This window comes from Clavibacter sp., assembly GCF_014802555.1.
Classification (GTDB): Bacteria; Actinomycetota; Actinomycetes; order Actinomycetales; family Microbacteriaceae; genus Clavibacter; species Clavibacter sepedonicus.
The window spans coordinates 25,980-40,776 of record NZ_JAAVCB010000141.1 but is presented as its reverse complement, the minus strand read 5'-3'; the positions used below and the strand labels follow the sequence as shown (position 1 = coordinate 40,776).

The 14,797-nt window shown below is 71.8% G+C and carries 13 protein-coding genes and 1 pseudogene; 3 read left to right on the top strand and 11 right to left on the bottom strand.

Going from position 1 to position 14,797, the window contains the following annotated elements; translation table 11 throughout:
• From HDR73_RS15575 to HDR73_RS15550, 6 genes and pseudogenes are all read right to left on the bottom strand, one after another.
• Positions 1-348: pseudogene (locus HDR73_RS15575) on the bottom strand (hypothetical protein); the annotation flags it as partial.
• The gene (gene ruvX, locus HDR73_RS15570) at positions 302-787 is read right to left on the bottom strand and encodes a Holliday junction resolvase RuvX (protein WP_012298159.1); all 486 of its coding nucleotides are present in this window, start codon (positions 785-787) and stop codon (positions 302-304) included. The gene ruvX and the pseudogene HDR73_RS15575, both read right to left, overlap by 47 nt.
• A complete protein-coding gene (alaS, locus tag HDR73_RS15565; RefSeq protein WP_012298158.1) occupies positions 787-3,444 on the bottom strand; it encodes an alanine--tRNA ligase in 2,658 nt (885 codons plus the stop codon). The genes ruvX and alaS overlap by 1 nt, the downstream gene beginning before the upstream one ends.
• A gap of 5 nt (positions 3,445-3,449) precedes the next feature.
• Entirely contained in the window at positions 3,450-3,671 is a 222-nt protein-coding gene (locus HDR73_RS15560) for a hypothetical protein (protein ID WP_012298157.1), read from the bottom strand.
• A gap of 173 nt (positions 3,672-3,844) precedes the next feature.
• Positions 3,845-4,474, bottom strand: coding sequence for a 30S ribosomal protein S4 (rpsD, locus tag HDR73_RS15555; RefSeq protein WP_012298156.1), 630 nt, complete (start codon positions 4,472-4,474; stop codon positions 3,845-3,847).
• A 248-nt stretch (positions 4,475-4,722) separates the two neighbouring features.
• Positions 4,723-6,183: a replication-associated recombination protein A gene (locus HDR73_RS15550; protein ID WP_012298155.1), complete on the bottom strand. Its 1,461-nt coding sequence runs from the start codon at positions 6,181-6,183 to the stop codon at positions 4,723-4,725.
• 72 nt (positions 6,184-6,255) lie between these two features.
• Between HDR73_RS15550 and HDR73_RS15545 the strand changes: the two genes are divergently transcribed.
• The 3 genes from HDR73_RS15545 (at position 6,256) to HDR73_RS15535 (ending at position 8,685) form a co-directional block, all read left to right on the top strand.
• Complete coding sequence (locus tag HDR73_RS15545; protein WP_041464368.1) at positions 6,256-6,519, top strand: hypothetical protein; 264 nt, start codon at positions 6,256-6,258, stop codon at positions 6,517-6,519.
• Positions 6,520-6,783: 264 nt separating this feature from the next.
• On the top strand, positions 6,784-8,016 hold the full coding sequence (locus HDR73_RS15540; RefSeq protein ID WP_012298154.1) for a DUF349 domain-containing protein: 1,233 nt from the start codon (positions 6,784-6,786) through the stop codon (positions 8,014-8,016).
• Positions 8,017-8,109: 93 nt separating this feature from the next.
• Positions 8,110-8,685 carry a type IV toxin-antitoxin system AbiEi family antitoxin gene (locus tag HDR73_RS15535; RefSeq protein WP_012298153.1) on the top strand — a complete coding sequence of 192 codons (576 nt, stop codon included), beginning with the start codon at positions 8,110-8,112 and terminating at the stop codon, positions 8,683-8,685.
• Here the strand turns inward: HDR73_RS15535 and HDR73_RS15530 are convergent.
• From HDR73_RS15530 to yajC, 5 genes are all read right to left on the bottom strand, one after another.
• Positions 8,664-10,913 carry a RelA/SpoT family protein gene (locus tag HDR73_RS15530; protein ID WP_012298152.1) on the bottom strand — a complete coding sequence of 750 codons (2,250 nt, stop codon included), beginning with the start codon at positions 10,911-10,913 and terminating at the stop codon, positions 8,664-8,666. The two genes, HDR73_RS15535 and HDR73_RS15530, sit on opposite strands and share 22 nt — an antisense overlap.
• A gap of 130 nt (positions 10,914-11,043) precedes the next feature.
• Positions 11,044-11,403 (bottom strand): rhodanese-like domain-containing protein, encoded by a 360-nt coding sequence (locus tag HDR73_RS15525; RefSeq protein ID WP_012298151.1) that lies wholly within the window; start codon positions 11,401-11,403, stop codon positions 11,044-11,046.
• The gene (gene secF, locus HDR73_RS15520; protein ID WP_012298150.1) at positions 11,400-12,410 is read right to left on the bottom strand and encodes a protein translocase subunit SecF; all 1,011 of its coding nucleotides are present in this window, start codon (positions 12,408-12,410) and stop codon (positions 11,400-11,402) included. Before secF ends, HDR73_RS15525 begins: the two co-directional genes overlap by 4 nt.
• Positions 12,410-14,221, bottom strand: coding sequence for a protein translocase subunit SecD (gene secD, locus HDR73_RS15515; protein WP_012298149.1), 1,812 nt, complete (start codon positions 14,219-14,221; stop codon positions 12,410-12,412). The genes secF and secD overlap by 1 nt, the downstream gene beginning before the upstream one ends.
• A gap of 126 nt (positions 14,222-14,347) precedes the next feature.
• Entirely contained in the window at positions 14,348-14,731 is a 384-nt protein-coding gene (yajC, locus tag HDR73_RS15510) for a preprotein translocase subunit YajC (RefSeq protein WP_223842715.1), read from the bottom strand.
• Positions 14,732-14,797 lie beyond the last annotated feature (66 nt).

Sequence of the window (14,797 nt, the reverse complement as noted above, 5' to 3'; positions counted from 1 at the left end):
GGCCGCGGCGACGCGCGGTCGCTCCTCATCCGCGGGACGCGGGGCGTCGGCGGTCGGCCGGCGGGCGTCGTCCGCGGCGGGAGCGGGCGAACCGGCCTGTGCCTCCGCCGCCTCCCGCAGGGCCCGGAGCTCGCGACGCGTCATGGGAGCGCCGGTGCCGATGCCCGGCACGTCGCCTCGGGGAGCAGGTGCGGGCGTGGAGACCGGATCCGCGGAGGCCGCGGCCTGGTCCCCGAACAGGCTCTCGAAGGGGTCGCCGCCTCCACCCGCGGCCGCCGTGGCGCGTCGGGTGGGATCGGTCTCAGGCGTGTCGGTCAGGATCGACTCGGTTCCTCGGGACGAGAGCACCGGGTGGGGAGCCGGCGGCGCGCTCGGTCTCGAGCGCGTGTTGAAGGATTATAACGGCCGCTACCTGGTCGATCACCGGCTTCTGCTTACGGGAGCCTCTGCCGGAGGCGCGCAGGGCGCCCTGCGCGGAGACGGTCGAGAGGCGTTCGTCCACCAGCCGCACGCGGATCTCCGTCGCGTCCGCGAGGCGCCGGGCGAAGCCCTCCGCGTCATCCGTGGACGCGGTGGCGCGGCCGGAGAGCGCCAGCGGCAGGCCGACGACGAGCTCCGTGCAGTCGATCTCGGCGGCCACCTCGAGGATCCGCCGCACGTCCGCCGAGCCGGCCGCGTCACGCGGCACGGTCTCGACGGGCGTCGCGATCAGGCCGTGCGGATCCGACCGGGCGAGGCCGATGCGGGCCTTCCCCACGTCGACCGCCAGCCGGGATCCGACCCGCATCAGGAGTCGAGCGCCTGGCGGACCGCGGCCAGGGCCTCCCCGATGGCCGACACGTCGGATCCGCCGCCCTGGGCGAGGTCGTCCTTCCCGCCTCCGCCGCCGCCGAGCACGGCCGCCGCCGCACGGGCGAGCTGCCCGGCCTTGGCGCCCGCGTCGCGCGCGGCCTGGTTCGTGGCCACGATGACGGTCGGCTTCCCGCCCGCGTCGCCCGCGAGGGCGACGACGACGGGGTCGGATCCGGCGCGCTCCCGCACGAGCGTCACGAGCTGGCGCACCTCGTCGGCCGAGCGGACGCTGCCGAGCGACTCCTGGATCAGGGTCACGGATCCGACGCGCGAGCCCTGCGCGAGGAGCGTCGGCACGCGCTGCTGCAGCGCCTGCGCCTCGAAGTCGGCGATGCGCCGCTCCGCGGTCTTCAGGTTCTGCAGGAGGTCGGCGATGCGGTCAGGCAGCTGCTCGCGCGGCGTCTTGAGGCTCGACGTGAGCTGCGAGACGATGGCGCGCTCGACGGCGAGGTCCTGGAACGCCTCGCGGCCGACCAGCGACTCGATGCGGCGGTTGGTGGATCCGACGGACGACTCCCCCACCACGTTGATGAGCCCGATCTGGGCGCTCGACGACACGTGGGTGCCGGCGCACAGCTCGCGCGACCACGGGCCGCCGATGTCGACGACGCGCACGGTGTCGCCGTACTTCTCCCCGAACAGCGCCATGGCACCGAGCTGCTTGGCCTCGTCGATGGGCATCACGCGCGTCACGACCTGCAGGTCGTCGCGCACGGCGCCGTTCGCGATGTCCTCGATCTCGCTGCGCGTCGCCGGGCTCAGCGCCTGGTTCCACGCGAAGTCGAGGCGCATGTAGCCGGCCCGGTTGTAGGAGCCGGACTGGTGCGCGTCCTGGCCGAGCACCTGGCGGAGCGCGGCGTGGACGAGGTGCGTGCCCGAGTGCGCCTGCGTGGCCCCGCGGCGCCAGTCGGCGTCGACGATGGTGGTGGCGGCGTCGCCGACACCCACCTCGCCCGAGCGCACCTGCACGCGGTGGCTGATGAGGCCCTTCACGGGCTTCTGCACGTCGAGCACCTCGAGGTCGAAGCCCTGGCCGACGATGCTGCCCGCGTCGGCCTCCTGGCCCCCGGACTCGGCGTAGAGGCTCGTCTCTGGGAGGATGACCTCCGCGATGTCGCCCGCCACCGCGTGGTCGACGCTGTGGCCGCCCACGATGAGGCCGAGGATCGTCGTCCCCGTCTCCAGCTCGTCGTACCCGGTGAAGCGCGTCTCGCCGGCCGCGCGGAACTCGCTGTAGACGGTGAGATCGGCCAGCGCCGTCTTCTTGCTCTTGGCGTCGGCCTTGGCCCTGGTCCGCTGCTCCAGCATGAGGCGGTCGAACGCCTCGCGGTCGACCGTGAGGCCGTTCTCCTCCGCCATCTCGAGCGTGAGGTCGATGGGGAAGCCGAAGGTGTCGTGCAGGAGGAACGCGGTGTCGCCCGCGATCCGCTCGCCGCCCTTCGCCTTCGTCTCGCCGACCGCGACGTCGAGGATCGTCGTGCCGCCGGAGAGCGTGCGGAGGAAGGTCTCCTCCTCCGCGTACGCGAGGCGGGAGATGCGGTCGAAGTCGTCGGAGACCTCGGGGTAGGCGGCCTTCATCGCATCGCGCGACGCGGGGAACAGCTCGCCGAAGGTCGCGGCGTCCACGCCCATGAGGCGCATCGCGCGCACCGTGCGGCGCATGAGGCGGCGGAGGATGTAGCCGCGCCCCTCGTTCGACGGCCGCACGCCGTCGGACATGAGCATGACCGACGAGCGCACGTGGTCGGCGACGATGCGCATGCGCACGTCGTCCTCGTGGTCGGCCCCGTAGCGGCGGCCGCTGAGCTCGGCCGCGCGGTCGAGCACGGGACGCACCTGGTCGGTCTCGTACATGTTCTCGACGCCCTGCTTGATGAACGCGACGCGCTCGAGCCCCATGCCGGTGTCGATGTTCCTCGTGGGCAGGTCGCCGAGGATTTCGAAGTCGCTCTTGCCCGTGCCGGCCCCACGCAGGTACTGCATGAAGACGAGGTTCCAGATCTCCACGTACCGGTCGTCGTCCGTGGCCGGGCCGCCGTCGGCGCCGTAGGCCGGGCCGCGGTCGAAGAAGATCTCCGAGCAGGGGCCGGCGGGGCCGGGCTGGCCGGTGTGCCAGTAGTTCGTGTCGCGGCCGAGGCCCTGGATCCGCTCGTCCGGCAGGCCCGCGATGCGCTTCCACGCCTGCCTGGCCTCGTCGTCCTCGTGGTAGACGGTGACCCACAGGTCGTCGGGCGAGAAGCCGAGGCCGCCGTCGGCCTCGCTCGTCGTGAGCAGCTCCCACGCGTACGCGATGGCCTGCTCCTTGAAGTAGTCGCCGAAGGAGAAGTTGCCGTTCATCTGGAAGAAGGTGCCGTGCCGGGGCGTCCGGCCGACCTCCTCGATGTCGAGCGTGCGGATGCACTTCTGGACGCTCGTGGCGCGCGCGAACGGCGCGGGCACGACGCCCGTGAGGTACGGCACGAACGGCACCATGCCGGCCACCGTGAACAGGAGCGTCGGGTCGTCGCTCACGAGCGACGCCGACGGCACGACGGTGTGCCCCCGGTCGCCGAAGTACGTCAGCCAGGCGTTGCGGATGTCTGCGGTCTGCATCAGGCCTACTGCTTTCCCAGCTCGGTGATGGTGTCCTCGGCCTCGCCCACGACGGAGCGGAGCTCGGCCTCGCGGCTGCGGTAGCCGTGCTCGACGGCCTCCCCGAAGCGGCGGGCCCGGGCCTCGACGTCCTGGAACAGGCGGTGCCCGGCCGGCGTGCGGTCGACCACGTGGGCGACGGCGAAGCCGATGGCGACCCCCACGGCGATGAGGACGAGGTTCTTCATGCTGCTCCCCTTCCGGGAGGTGACGCGACGGGCTGGGGCCTTCGGGGCCGAGGGCGATCCTACCGGCCGGGCCTCGCGCCTCCCCGGCCGAGGGGCCCGGCGACGGCCGGATACGCCGCGAGGCGGGTCGCCCCGGGAAGGGACGACCCGCCTCGCGGGATGGTGCGGTGGGGCTAGCGGGCCGCGTAGTACTCGACGACCAGCTGGACCTCGCAGGTCACGGGTACCTCAGCGCGCTTCGGCAGGCGCACGAGGCGGGCCTGCAGCTTGTCGAGCTCGACCTCGAGGTACGGGGGGAGCTTCGGCAGCACGTCGGCGTGACCGCCGGCGGCGGCGACCTGGAAGGGCTCGGTGCCCTCGGAGCGCGGCTTGACGTGGATCATCTGGCCGGCCTTCACGCGGAAGGAGGGGCGGTCGACGATCTTGCCGTCGACCATGATGTGGCGGTGCACGACGAGCTGGCGGGCCTGCGCCGTGGTGCGCGCGAGGCCGGAGCGGACGACGAGCGCGTCGAGGCGCTGCTCGAGGATCTCGACGAGGTTCTCACCGGTCAGGCCCTGCGTGCGACGCGCCTCCTGGAAGGCGATCTTGAGCTGGGCCTCGCGGATGCCGTACTGGGCGCGCAGACGCTGCTTCTCGCGGAGGCGGACGGCGTAGTCGCTGTCCTGCTTGCGCTTGGACCGGCCGTGCTCGCCCGGTGCGTAGGGGCGCTTCTCGAGGTACTTGGCCGCCTTCGGCGTGAGCGGGATGCCCAGCGCGCGGGAGAGGCGGGTCTTACTGCGGGTGCGTGACTTGGTGGACACGTTTTCCTTCCAGGGAGAAAGTCTCTGACTACGGATGATGCAGGGCGTCCGCGCACACGCATGGGCGCGCGACGAGAATCACCGCTGATGCGGTTCCTGCGGAAGTAGAGGGATTCGCCACGGGCCGTCCGGCTACACGACGTGTCCCTTGGATCTGGATGTCGACGCAGCCGCACACGACACCCCATCTAGGCGTCAGCAAGCGTAGCACGCGATCGGCGCGTACCCGGGGATGCGCCGCGCCGGGATCAGCCCCCGCGGACGATGCGACGCAGCTTCTCCAGCCGCGCCGAGAGGTCGCGCTCGTGCCCGTGCTGCGTGGGCGAGTAGTAGGTGCGGCCGACGAGCTCGTCCGGCAGGTACTGCTGGGTGACGACGCCGATGTCCGCGTCGTGCGGGTAGCGGTATCCCTTGCCGTGGCCGAGACGCTTCGCGCCCGGGTAGTGCGCGTCGCGGAGGTGCAGGGGCACCCGGCCGAACGCGCCGGCGCGCACGTCCGCGATGGCCTGGTCGATGCCGAGGTAGGAGGCGTTGGACTTGGGCGCGGTCGCGAGGTGCACGACCGCCTGCGCCAGCGGGATCCGCCCCTCGGGCATGCCGATGAGCTGCACCGCGTCGGCCGCCGCCACCGCGACCACGAGCGCCTCCGGGTCGGCGAGGCCGATGTCCTCGGAGGCCGAGACGATGATCCGCCGGGCGATGAAGCGCGGGTCCTCCCCCGCCTCGATCATGCGGGCGAGGTAGTGCAGGGCAGCGTCGACGTCGGATCCGCGGATCGACTTGATGAACGCGCTGATGACGTCGTAGTGCTCGTCGCCGTTGCGGTCGTAGCGGAGCAGCGCGCGGTCGACGGCCAGGGCGACCTGCTCGGTGGAGATGGGGATGGGGATGGGGATGGACGCGGGATCCTCGGCGGCGGCCGCGTCCGCGTCCTCCCGCTCGTCGTCCTCGTCGTCGTCCTCGCCGTCGTCGTCGTCGTCCTCATCGGGCTCCTGCCCCTCGGCCGCGGCGCGTGCCCTGCCCGACGCGTCCGCCTGCGCCGACACCGCCGCCGCCTCGAGCGCCGTCAGCGCGCGCCGGGCGTCGCCGGAGGCGAGCCGGATGATCATCGCCCGCGCGTCGTCCTCGAGCGCGAACCGCCCGCCGAGCCCCCGGGCGTCCGCGACGGCGCGGTCCACGAGCACGCCGAGGTCGTCGTCGTCGAGCTGCTCGAGCGTCAGCAGGAGGCTGCGGGAGAGCAACGGCGAGATCACGGAGAAGGACGGGTTCTCCGTGGTGGCCGCGATGAGGATCACCCACCCGTTCTCGACACCCGGCAGCAGCGCGTCCTGCTGGGCCTTGGTGAAGCGGTGGATCTCGTCGAGGAAGAGCACGGTGGAGACGCCGAAGAGGTCGCGGTCGCTGAGCGCCTTCTCCATCACCTGCCGCACGTCGCGGACGCCGGCCGTGACGGCCGAGAGCTCGACGAAGCGGCGGCTGGATCCGTGCGCGATGGCCTGCGCGAGGGTCGTCTTCCCGGTCCCGGGCGGGCCCCACAGGATGATCGAGACCGAACCCTGCTCCCCCGCCACGTCGGACGCCAGGCTCACGAGGGGCGAGCCGGGCGTCAGGAGGTGCCGCTGGCCGGTGACCTCGTCGAGGCTCCGGGGACGCATCCGGACGGCCAGGGGCGTCGCCCCCGAACGGAGGCCCGGTCGCGTGTCGGTCATGACCTCGATGGTAGGCGCGACCGGCTATGGTTCCCGTACCGCCGCCTCGGGCGGGACCGACCGGAGGACGCCGTGGCCCCCAAGAACGACCGCGCAGCCCGCGAGGCGCAGGCCCGGCTTCGCCGATACGCGGCCCGCCAGGAGCTCCACGCCCGCGCCCTCCGACGCCGCCGCCGCGACGACGTCGCCGCGGTCGTCGCCGTGATCCTCGTCGCGGCGCTCGCGGTCGGGGCCCAGCTCGCGTACGAGTCCGGGCCCGGCGCGCCGGCCCCCGCTCCCTCGTCCTCGCCGTCGTCCCCCGCTCCCGCGACGCCGCACGTCACGCCGACCCCCTGACCCGCTGACCCCCTGTCCCGCCGACCCGACTCCGCGGTCTCCACGGGGCGCGGGACCGGAGGGTCGGCCCCCGCACGGTCCTCACGGGCCCCTGCGAGGCGGGTCGGATCGGCGTCGACCCGCGCATCGGCGGCCCGCCCTCGGGCATGATCGACAGGTCAGCCGGCGCCCGTCGCGGGACGATCCCGTCCGGGAGGCGTGCTCTAGGCTGACGTGCACGTCTCCGCACCGGTCCGGCCGGTCCTACGAACAAGGTGAGCATCCGTGGCTGACAACGATCAGACCCCCTGGGGCCGCGTCGACGAGACGGGCACCGTCTTCCTCCGCGAGGGCGACGGCGAACGAGCCGTCGGCCAGTACCCCGACGGCACCCCCGAGGAGGCGCTGGCCTACTTCCAGCGCAAGTTCACCGACCTCGCGAGGCAGGTCACGCTCCTGGAGCAGCGCGCCAAGCGCGGCGCCCCGGCCACCGACGTCGCCAAGGCCGTCGCGCACCTCATCCAGGCCGTGGACGGAGCGAACGCCGTCGGCGACCTCGCCGCCCTCCGCGCCCGGCTCGACGTCCTCGCCGCCACCGTCGGCGAGCTCACCGAGAAGCAGGGCGAGGAGCAGCGGCAGGTGGTGCAGGGCGCCATCGCCGAGCGCACCGCCATCGTGGAGGAGACCGAGCGCCTCGCGAGCCAGGACTTCTCGAAGGTGCAGTGGAAGCAGCTGACCGCCGAGGTCGACGCCCTGTTCGCCCGCTGGCAGCAGCACCAGCAGACGGGGCCCCGTCTGCCCAAGAACGACGCCAACGAGCTCTGGAAGCGGTTCCGCACGGCGCGTTCCACCATCGACACCGAGCGCAAGGCCTTCTTCGCCGAGCTCGACAACGCGCACAAGGACGCCCGCTCGAAGAAGCAGGCCATCGTCGAGCAGGCACGTGCTCTCGAGCCGCAGGGCGTCGCCGGGATTCCCGCGTACCGCCGTCTCCTCGACGAGTGGAAGCTGGCCGGCCGCGCCGGCAAGCGCTACGACGACGCGCTCTGGGCGCAGTTCAAGGCCGCGGGCGACGTGCTCTACGGCGCCAAGGCCGAGGTCGATGCCGCGGACGACGAGGAGCAGCAGGCCAATCTCCAGGCCAAGCTCGCCCTCCTCGACGAGGCCGAGCCCATCCTCCAGATCACGGAGCGCACCGCCGCGCGCGACAAGCTCACCGCCGTCCAGCTCCGCTGGGACGCGATCGGCCGCGTGCCGAGGGACAGCGTCAAGACCGTCGAGGACCGCCTGCGCAAGGTCGAGACCCATGTGCGGACCCTGGACGAGGAGTTCTGGCGCAAGAACAACCCAGAGACGAAGGCCCGCTCCGAGGGGCTCGCCTCGCAGCTCGGCGCCGCCATCGACAAGCTGCAGCGCGAGCTCGACGCGGCCAGGGCCGATGGCGACGCGCGACGCATCAAGGACGCCGAGGAGGCCCTCGCCGCCCGCCGCGTCTGGCTGGACGCGCTCGGCTCGTAGCCCGCCCCCTCCGCACCACGACGACGGCCCGGGATCCTCCACAGGATCCCGGGCCGTCGCCCGTCCGGCGGCGCGCGATGGCATGGTGCGCGCATGTCACCCCGCCTCGCGCCCGTCCTGTCCGTGCTCGACCTCCCCCTCGCCGAGCTCTGCTCCGCCCGCCTCGACGGCGAGGTATACGAGGTGGATGCCTGCTACTCCCCCGTCGACGAGCTGGCCTCGCCCTGGCTCCGCGCCGCGGCGCTCGCCGCGTGGGTGCACGGCGCCGTCCGCACCCCGCCCCGCACCCACGAGTACTGCGTCGACAGCGTCGCGCGCTGCCACCCGCCGGCGCTGCGCAACGTGCGCATCCGCGAGGTCGTGCTCGACGAGCGCGACACGATCGTGCTGGCCGGCCTCCGGATCACGACGCCGCTGCGGACGCTGTGCGACATCGCGCGCACGGTCGCCGACTTCTCCCCGTTCCACGAGGACGCGTGCCTCGGCCTGCTGACGCTGCCCGGGGTGACGGACGCAGCCGCGCGGGAGCACCTCGCCGCCTCCGGCGCGCTTCCCGACAAGCGCCGTGCGCTTACCCGGCTCGATGCCCTGGCCCGCCGCACCGCACCGCGGGACGACGCCGAGGGCGGGCGCGGCGCGGATGCTCGTCAGCCGCCGCTGACCCGGTAGACGTCGTACACCGCGTCGATGCGGCGCACCGCGTTGAGCACCCGGTCGAGGTGCGTTACGTCGCCCATCTCGAAGACGAAGCGGCTGATGGCGAGCCGGTTGGACGACGTCGAGACGGACGCGGAGAGGATGTTGACGTGGTGCTCCGACAGCACGCGCGTGACGTCGCTGAGGAGGCCGGACCGGTCGAGCGCCTCCACCTGGATGTGCACGAGGAACAGGCTCTTGGACGACGGCGCCCACTCCACCTCGATCATGCGGTCGGGCTCCGCGCGCAGCGAGTCCACGTTGTGGCAGTTGGCCTGGTGCACGGAGACCCCCGCGCCGCGCGTCACGAACCCGATGATCTCGTCGCCCGGCACCGGCGTGCAGCACTTGGCGAGCTTCACGAGGATGTCGGGCGCCCCGCGCACGAGAACACCGGAGTCGCTGTTCCGCGACACGCGCGAGCGCTGCGTGACGGCGAAGACCTCCTCGGCCTCCCCGCCGCTGTCGCCCTGGATGGAGGAGAGGACCTTCTCGATCACCGACTGGGTCGAGACGTGCCCCTCACCGACCGCGGCGTAGAGCGCCGCGACGTCGTCGTACTTCATGCTCTGCGCTACGTCCGAGAACGCGTCCTGGTTCATGAGCTTCTGCAGCGGGAGGTTCTGCTTGCGCATCGCGCGGGCGATGGCGTCCTTGCCCTGCTCGATCGCCTCCTCGCGCCGCTCCTTGGTGAACCACTGCTTGATCTTGTTGCGCGCGCGGGCGCTCTTCACGATCGCGAGCCAGTCCTTGCTCGGACCGCTGTCGGGGTTCTTCGACGTGAACACCTCGACCACGTCGCCCGTGGTGAGCGGGTTCTCGAGCGGCACGAGCCGCCCGTTCACCTTCGCCCCCATGGTGCGGTGACCCACGTCCGTGTGCACGGCATAGGCGAAGTCCACGGGCGTCCCGCCGGCGGGCAGGCCGATCACCTTCCCGTGCGGCGTGAAGACGTAGACCTCCTTCGCCCCGATCTCGAAGCGCAGGGAGTCGAGGAACTCCCCCGGATCCGCCGTCTCGGACTGCCAGTCGGAGATGTGCGCGAGCCAGGCGAGGTCCGTGTCGCCCTGGGGCGACACCTCGGCGGCGCGCCCGCCGTTCATGCGCTCCTTGTACTTCCAGTGCGCCGCGACGCCGAACTCGGCGCGCTGGTGCATCTCGTGCGTGCGGATCTGGATCTCCACCGGCCGGCCCTTCGGCCCGATCACGGTCGTGTGCAGCGACTGGTAGAGGTTGAACTTGGGCGTGGCGATGTAGTCCTTGAAGCGCCCGGGCACGGGCGTCCAGCGGGCATGGATCGCGCCGAGGACGGCGTAGCAGTCCCGCAGCGAGTCGACCAGCACGCGGATGCCGACGAGGTCGTAGATCTCGTCGAACTCGCGGCCGCGCACGACCATCTTCTGGTAGATCGAGTAGTACTGCTTGGGCCGGCCGGCCACCTTGCCGCGGATCTTGGCGGCCCGCAGGTCGTCGTTGACGCTGTCGATCACCTGCTGCACGAACTCCTCGCGCTGCGGCGTGCGCTGCTTCACGAGGTTCTCGATCTCGACGTAGATCTTCGGGTAGAGCACCGCGAACGAGAGGTCCTCGAGCTCCCACTTGATGGTCGAGATGCCGAGGCGGTGCGCGAGCGGCGCGTAGATCTCGAGGGTCTCCTTGGCCTTCCGCTCGGCGGAGGCGGACTCGACGAAGCCCCACGTGCGCGCGTTGTGCAGGCGGTCGGCGAGCTTGACGACGAGGACACGGATGTCCTTGGACATGGCCACGACCATCTTGCGCACCGTCTCGGCCTGCGCGCTGTCGCCGTACTTCAGCTTGTCGAGCTTCGTGACGCCGTCGACGAGCATGGCGATCTCGTCGCCGAAGTCGTGGCGCAGCATGTCGAGCGTGTACTCGGTGTCCTCGACCGTGTCGTGGAGGAGGGCGGCCGCGAGGGTCTTGGGGCCGATGCCGAGATCGGCGAGGATCTGCGCCACCGCGACCGGGTGGGTGATGTACGGCTCGCCGCTCTTGCGCTTCTGGCCCTCGTGCGCCCGCTCGGCGACGGCGTACGCCCGCTCGATGAGGCTCATGTCGGCCTTGGGGTGGTGCAGGCGCGCGGTGCGGATCAGCTGCTCGACGGCGCCGGCCGGTTGGGCCCGGGAGAACAGGCGGGGCACCAGGCGCCGGAGGGAAGCCGTGCTCGAGGTCGTCTCCGTCATCGTTCAGCCTCCCAGGCGTGTGCTGGAGACCAAATTATCACCGCACCCGAGAGCTCCCGACCACGGGGGGGCGACGGGGTCGGAGGCCTCGGAAGGCGGCGGCCACACGGCGGGGCGCCGAGGTCGCGCCTCAGGCGACGCGGCCGGGCTGCCCGTCGTCGGTGACGACGTCGCCGCCCATCTCGGACCACGCGTGCATGCCGCCGGTGACGTTCGAGGCCGCAAACCCGCCGCGCAGGAGCGCCTGGGTCGCGATGCCCGACCGGTGGCCGGAGCGGCAGACGACCGCGATGTGCCGGTCGGTCGGGATCTCGGCGACGCGCGCCTCGAGCTCGCCCATCGGGATGTGGTGGGCGACGGCGGAGTGGCCGGCCTCCCACTCGTCCGGCTCGCGCACGTCGAGGAGCCAGGAGTCCCCCGTCGCGGTGCGGGCCTTGGCGGTGGCGGCGTCGAGGTCCTCGGGGACGCCGGCGCCCTGCGAGCTCGTCACGACTCCACGGTCACGGCGGCGCGCTCGGCCTGGGCGCGGCTCGCGGCCGACGCTGCCAGGGCGTCCCCGCGCTTTACCTTGGGCTCGCCCTCGCGGAGGTGGGCGTACAACGGGGCCGCGATGAAGATCGTCGAGTAGGTGCCGACGATGATGCCGATGAACAGCGACAGCGCGATGTCGCGCAGCGTGCCCGCGCCGAGCACTACGGCGCCGATGAAGAGGATCGAGCCGACCGGCAGGATCGCGACGATCGAGGTGTTGATCGAGCGCACCAGCGTCTGGTTCACCGCGAGGTTGACCGACTGCGCGAACGTGCGCCGGGACTCCTGCCCGTCCTCCGCGGTGTTCTCGCGGATCTTGTCGAACACCACGACCGTGTCGTAGAGGGAGTACCCGAGGATCGTGAGGAATCCGATGACGGCCGCCGGGGTGACCTCGAAGCCCGTGATGCCGTAGATGCCGGCGGTGAGCACGAGGTCGTGCAGGAGGGCGATGATCGCCGCGACGGACATCTTCCACGTGCGGAAGTAGACCGACATGACGACGGCGGCCAGCGCGAGGAACACGACGAGTCCCCACAGCGCCTGACGGGTGATGTCCTGGCCCCAGGACGGCCCGATGAAGGACTCGGTGACACTGGACGTCTCGACGCCGTACGCCGTCGCGAGCGCCTGGCGCACGGCGGTGCTGTCGGCGGGCTGCAGCTGGTCGGTCTGGACGCGGACGCCGTCGGACCCGACGGACGAGACGCGGGCCGGCACCGGGGTGACGGTGGCGACGGCGTCGCTCGCGATGTCCTGCGACTGCGACTGCACCCCGCTCACCGTGTACTCGGATCCGCCCGTGAACTCGATGCCGAACGTGAAGCCGCCGCGCAGCAGCGGGCCGAGGACCGAGACGAGGATGCAGATCGCGGCGATCGAGTACCAGAGACGGCGGCGCCCGACGATGTCGAACGAGCGCTTGCCCGTGTAGAGGTCGTTGCCGAACTCGGAGAAGCCAGCCATCAGTCGTCCCTGCTCGTGTCGTCGGCCCGCGGCGCGTCGATCGTCGCGGTCTTCGTGGATCCTGTCGCCTGCTGGGCGGCCTTTCGCTCGGCGATGGTCTGCCGACGTGCCGCCTCCTTGGCCGCGGCGGCGCGGCGTCCCGTGGTGGCGGTGGGGGTGCGGAACGTGGCGCGGCCCCGGTACACCGCACCCAGCGCCCGCGGGTCGAGCCCGCTCATGCGGTGGCCCTCGGCGAAGAAGCGCCGATTCGCCAGCAGCTGCAGGATCGGGTGCGTGAACAGCGACACGACGATGAGGTCGATGATCGTCGTGAGCCCGAGCGTGAGCGCGAAGCCCTTGACGTTGCCCACCGCGAGGATGAACAGCACCGCCGCCGCGAGGAAGTTGACCGTGTCGGACGCGATGATCGTGCGCAGCGCGCGCTTCCACCCCTGCTCGACGGAGGAGACGAGCCCGCGGCCGTCCCGCAGCTCGTCCTTGATGCGTTCGAAGTACACGATGAACGAGTCCGCCGTGATGCCGATGGCCACGATGAGCCCCGCCACCCCGGCGAGAGACAGCCTGTACCCCTCCCGCCAGCTGAGCAGCGTGATGAGCAGGTACGTGATCACCGCGGCGATCACGAGCGACGCGATCGTCACCATGCCGAGCGCCCGGTACTGCACGAGCGAGTAGAGCACCACGAGCACGAGACCGATGAGTCCCGCGATGAGGCCGCTGGTGAGCTGCGACGAGCCGAGGGTGGCCGAGATGACGTCCGAGCTCTGCAAGGTGAAGCTGAGCGGGAGGGCGCCGAACTTGAGCTGGTCGGCCAGCGCCTTGGCGCTCTCCTGCGTGAAGTTGCCGGTGATGGACGGCTTGCCGTTCGTGACGACGCCCTGCGTGACCGGCGCGGAGATGACCTCGTTGTCGAGCACGAACGCGAACTGGTTGCGAGGCGATTCCAGCGTGATGAGGCGGGTGGACATGTCGCCGAATTGCTTCGTGCCGTCGCCGTCGAAGACCAGGTTGACCGACCACGTGCCGGTGCTGACGCCCTGGCTGGACTGCTGCAGGCCGCTCGTGGCGTCGGAGATCGTGCTGCCGTCCACCTCGACCGGGCCGAGGACGTACTTCGCGGCGCCGTCGTCGGAGCACGCGATGATCGCGCGGTCGGCCGGAGCCGCCTGCCCATCGCTCTCGGGTGCGGTCGCGCAGTCGTACGCGGCGAACTCGGCCTGGAGACGCGGCGTCACCCAGGAGACGTCGCTGGGGCCCGTGGGCTCCGCGGTGGGCTCGTCGGAGAGGGTGGAGGGATCGGGCGTGGCCGCCGGCGCCTCCGCCGCGGGGGTGGATCCGTCGGTCGGCGTCGTGCCGTCCGCGGGAGCCGATCCGTCGGTGGGCGTGGGCGTCGGGGCGACCGACGCCGTGCCGGCCGCGCCGATGAGCACGGGACGCAGCTCGAGCTTGGCCGAGGACTGCAGGCGCTGCATGGTGGCCGCGTCGGGCTCGCCCGGCAGGCTCACGACGATGTTGCTGCCGCCCTGCGTGGTGATCTCCGCCTCGGAGACGCCGCTCGCGTCGACCCGCTGGCGGATGATCGACACCGCCTGGGCGAGCTGCTCGCTCGTGGGTCCGGACGACGCGCCGTCGAGCTGTGGCGCGAGGATGATCTGCGTGCCGCCCTCGAGGTCGAGCGCGAGCTTCGGGGTCCAGGACCCGTTGCTGAACGCCACGCTCGCGGCGTTGCCGCCCGCGAGGATTCCGATGATGACCAGCAGCCAGATGAGCTTGCGCCTGGCCTTGCGTACCGGTGTGGGCGACTTGGCCACCTGGACACTCGACTTTCTTCGCGGTGGGCCGGCGGGATCCGCGCGGCGCTCCGGATGGAGGGGGAAGCGGGACCGGGCGGGGAGGCGCCCGGTGGGGCAGGCGGCCGGTGGCCGCCCGCCAGGGGATCAGGAGCGCGCGGTGGGGGCGTCGCCCTCGTCGAGGCGACGCGAGGCGTCGCTCGTGCCGGCCTCGTCGACCACGCCGGCTGCGGGCGCGTCGTCCACCAGCACGGACGCGTCGTCGGCCACGGTCGGCTCGACCACGCGGGCGATCGTCTGGCGGTGCAGCTTCAGCACCGTGCCGGGCGACACCTCGAGGTAGGCGAGGTTGTTCTCCTCGTCGAAGGAGACGAGCGTGCCGTAGATGCCCGACGCGGTCATGACCTCGGCACCGGGCACCATCTGCGTCTGCAGCGCCGCGAGGTCCTTCTGGCGCTTCCGGCTGTTGCGGAACATGAAGAAGATGAGCAGCGCCAGGACGGCGAACATGATCAGGGTGAACGGGTCCATGCGGGACGGGCCTTTCAGGTGCTGGGATGTGACGGACACGACGAACCGGCGACGTTCCGCGGGAGG

Coding starts and splice junctions, on each gene's coding strand:
- HDR73_RS15530 (WP_012298152.1), bottom strand. CDS start 10,913: ATGACGGAGACGACCTCGAGCACGGCTTCCCTCCGGCGCCTGGTGCCC.
- secF (WP_012298150.1), bottom strand. CDS start 12,410: ATGGCTGGCTTCTCCGAGTTCGGCAACGACCTCTACACGGGCAAGCGC.
- yajC (WP_223842715.1), bottom strand. CDS start 14,731: ATGGACCCGTTCACCCTGATCATGTTCGCCGTCCTGGCGCTGCTCATC.
- HDR73_RS15560 (WP_012298157.1), bottom strand. CDS start 3,671: ATGAAGAACCTCGTCCTCATCGCCGTGGGGGTCGCCATCGGCTTCGCC.
- HDR73_RS15535 (WP_012298153.1), top strand. CDS start 8,110: ATGTCACCCCGCCTCGCGCCCGTCCTGTCCGTGCTCGACCTCCCCCTC.
- HDR73_RS15550 (WP_012298155.1), bottom strand. CDS start 6,183: ATGACCGACACGCGACCGGGCCTCCGTTCGGGGGCGACGCCCCTGGCC.
- ruvX (WP_012298159.1), bottom strand. CDS start 787: ATGCGGGTCGGATCCCGGCTGGCGGTCGACGTGGGGAAGGCCCGCATC.
- alaS (WP_012298158.1), bottom strand. CDS start 3,444: ATGCAGACCGCAGACATCCGCAACGCCTGGCTGACGTACTTCGGCGAC.